This is a genomic window from Enterobacter cloacae complex sp. IR5459, from assembly GCF_049238005.1.
GTDB lineage: Bacteria > Pseudomonadota > Gammaproteobacteria > Enterobacterales > Enterobacteriaceae > Enterobacter > Enterobacter hormaechei_C.
Map to the genome: position 1 here is coordinate 1 of NZ_JBMKIG010000049.1, position 2,681 is coordinate 2,681.

Genomic DNA, 2,681 nt, shown 5'->3' on the forward strand with positions numbered 1-2,681 from the left:
TGGGCGAAATGCGCCTGGTAAGCAGAGTTTTTGAAATGTAAGGCCTTTGAATAAGACAAAAGGCTGCCTCATCGCTAACTTTGCAACAGTGCCGTAAAGGCGGCCTTATCCACCATTTCCCGAACAAGCAGGCGCTAATATTCGCCCTGTTCGCGCGTCTGCTGGCAATCATGGAAGAAGCGATTACCGCGCTGATGCAACAGGATGGCGTGAGCTATGGCCGGTTTACCCGCGCCTATCTGAACTATCTGGCGGATCTCACGGACACCCATGAAAGCCGCCAGCTTATGGTTTTGTCGCTGGCAATGCCCGATGAACCGGTGCTGCGCAAATGCTGGCGCGACTGGATGCTGGAGAAACTGGCGCAGGGCGATGAGCTGGATAACAGCCCAACCGGCACGCTGGTGCGCTACGCCGCTGACGGCATCTGGCTTTCGGAGTTGACGGAAGGGATCACCATGAGCGCCGACCACCGTCGCGCGCTGGTTGACTCCCTGAATAAAATGACGCTTCCCGCGTGAAGCACAGACTGAGGCCGCGATGCGCTACAACATCAATGCCCGTTTTATCTACGACGCCACCGACGGAACCCTGACGCTGCCGCAAAGCGATGAACCGGACAGCCAGCTATCCCTCACCGCCAGCGCCCTGTTTAACTATTTTCTGCGCCATACCGAGATTGTCAGCCGGGAAGATGTTCTGAAAAAAGTCTGGGATGACAATGGATTAACCTCATCCAACAGCAATCTGAATCAGTATCTCAGCATGCTGCGGAAGACCTTTCGCCATTACGGCGTCGATAACATCATCGTCACCGTCTCGCGCGGCTATTTGCAGCTTAATCCCGAGGTCATTATCGAAGCGCTGGACGACGCGCCGCCGGTTTCACCACAACAGACGCCTGCCGAACCGCCGCCCGTTACGACAACGCCAGACGCACCGCGCTCCGCACATGCTCGCGGGATGTGCTGGTACATGGCCGGAGCCTGCTTGCTCACCATTGCCCTGCTTCTGGTTGCCTTCAGTCTGGTCGGCATCAGTGAATCCCAGCCTATCGCGCTGACCCGCCTCAGCCATAGCCAGTGCGAACTGCTGGCCAGCGATGAAATGCGACGTTCGGTCAGTGAAGAGTCCTACGGCAAAAACTTCGATGAGGTACGCCAGCGGCTGAATATTGCCTGTAAACCCGGTGAACGTTTTCTTTTCTTCTACGGCGATCGGCTCGAAACCAACGGGCTGGGGCGCGTGTTCCTTGCCCACTGCGCCATGCATGAAGATAACCCGTTCAGCTATTGCGATAACTACTTTTACTACTCCTGGAAGCCGTAATGAGACTCGCGCCGCGTCCGTTCTTTGCCCTCTGCGTTCTGGTATTTATTGCCGCCGCCGCGTTTAGCGCCTGGCGGCTGCTGCCTGCCGACAACGCGGGTGTCATGAGCTGTTCCACTAAGGGCATCATGCGCTTTGAGAACATGGACAAAGAGAACGTTAACGGCAATATTCACTTCAATTTTGGCGCGCAGGGTAAAGGCTCGATGGTGGTCGAAGGTTACACCGACTCCGCCGCCGGCTGGCTCTACCTGCAACGCTACGTGAAGTTTACCTACAGCAGCAAACGCATCTCGGCCACCGAGCGTCATTACCGCATCAATCAGTGGGAATCGAGCGCCTCCTCGATTGATGAATCGCCGAACGTGATTTTCGACTACTTTATGCGCGAGATGTCCGACAGCCACGACGGGCTGTTTCTCAACGCTCAGAAGCTCAACGAAAAGGCTATCTTGCTCAGCTCTATCAATTCACCGCTGTGGATCTGCACGTTGAAATCCGGCAGTAAGCTGAACTAACCCGTCAATCAAAAAAGACCATCCCCTTGTAGGGGCGTTCGCGACAGGCGGCCAGCCGCTGCGCCAGATTCCCCACATGCAGCTCCAGCTTATGGCCGTCAGGGTCGAGAAAATAGTAAGACGCCCCTTCACTGCGGTTATCTTTCCATACCTCAGCCCCCGCCTGCGCCAGCAGAGCCACCACCCCGGCAAACTCTTCTTCCGCCACGCTGAAGGCGTAGTGGGTATAGTCGCTTTCCTGAGGGGGCGTTTTACGCCGCTGCTCATCCAGCGACAAGCACAGCCACAGCGCCCCACAGGAGAGATAGGCTCCGCTATCCCAGCTGGCGTGCAGGCGCATTCCAGGTAACTGCTGATAAAATGCCAGGCTTGACGCCAGATCGCTGACCGCCAGCGTCAGATGATTCAATCCCTGCAGCATGACTTTTCCTCCCGTTATCAAACCCTGTTGTAAACTGTGATCGGCGACGCATCCCCTCCCGGCCTCACCTCATCACCGGCTAAAAAGCGCATTTTTTGCGTTTAGCCTGCCATCGGAAACCTGCGCCTCGCCACACTAATCCCCGCTCTATGTTACCCCTTTTTTGAAATCATTTAGCAATCCAATAACATTTCATCCCCCCGGAAAAAGCGGGCTAAAAATCGCCTTATTGAAGACCAAATCAGCACCGACATTACAGCATAAAGACATAAATAAACGCCCTAAAAAGACTAAATCACAGAGCTATATCCTAAATAATTACGGCACTGTTGCAAATAGTCGGTGGTGATAAACTTATCATCCCCTTTTGCTGATGGAGCTGCACATGAACCCATTCAAAGGCCGGCATTTTC

The 2,681-nt window shown here is 54.7% G+C and carries 3 protein-coding genes and 1 pseudogene; 3 read left to right on the forward strand and 1 reads right to left on the reverse strand.

The genetic code is table 11. From position 1 onward, the window contains the following. Positions 1-95: 95 nt before the first annotated feature. The 3 genes and pseudogenes from ACOTX4_RS25750 to ACOTX4_RS25760 all read left to right on the forward strand — a co-directional run. Positions 96-521 (forward strand): annotated as a pseudogene (locus ACOTX4_RS25750) (TetR/AcrR family transcriptional regulator); the annotation flags it as partial. A 19-nt stretch (positions 522-540) separates the two neighbouring features. After that, complete coding sequence (locus ACOTX4_RS25755) at positions 541-1,329, forward strand: winged helix-turn-helix domain-containing protein (protein ID WP_014839978.1); 789 nt, start codon at positions 541-543, stop codon at positions 1,327-1,329. Beyond that, the gene (locus ACOTX4_RS25760; RefSeq protein WP_014839979.1) at positions 1,329-1,847 is read left to right on the forward strand and encodes a FidL-like protein; all 519 of its coding nucleotides are present in this window, start codon (positions 1,329-1,331) and stop codon (positions 1,845-1,847) included. The genes ACOTX4_RS25755 and ACOTX4_RS25760 overlap by 1 nt, the downstream gene beginning before the upstream one ends. 4 nt (positions 1,848-1,851) lie before the next feature. Here ACOTX4_RS25760 and ACOTX4_RS25765 read toward each other — a convergent pair whose 3' ends face one another. After that, complete coding sequence (locus tag ACOTX4_RS25765) at positions 1,852-2,268, reverse strand: fosfomycin resistance glutathione transferase FosA3 (protein ID WP_014839980.1); 417 nt, start codon at positions 2,266-2,268, stop codon at positions 1,852-1,854. Positions 2,269-2,681 lie beyond the last annotated feature (413 nt).

What these genes read in the sequence shown, in the direction of transcription:
- ACOTX4_RS25755 (WP_014839978.1), top strand. Translation starts at nt 541, where the DNA reads ATGCGCTACAACATCAATGCCCGTTTTATCTACGACGCCACCGACGGA.
- ACOTX4_RS25760 (WP_014839979.1), top strand. Translation starts at nt 1,329, where the DNA reads ATGAGACTCGCGCCGCGTCCGTTCTTTGCCCTCTGCGTTCTGGTATTT.
- ACOTX4_RS25765 (WP_014839980.1), bottom strand. Translation starts at nt 2,268, where the DNA reads ATGCTGCAGGGATTGAATCATCTGACGCTGGCGGTCAGCGATCTGGCG.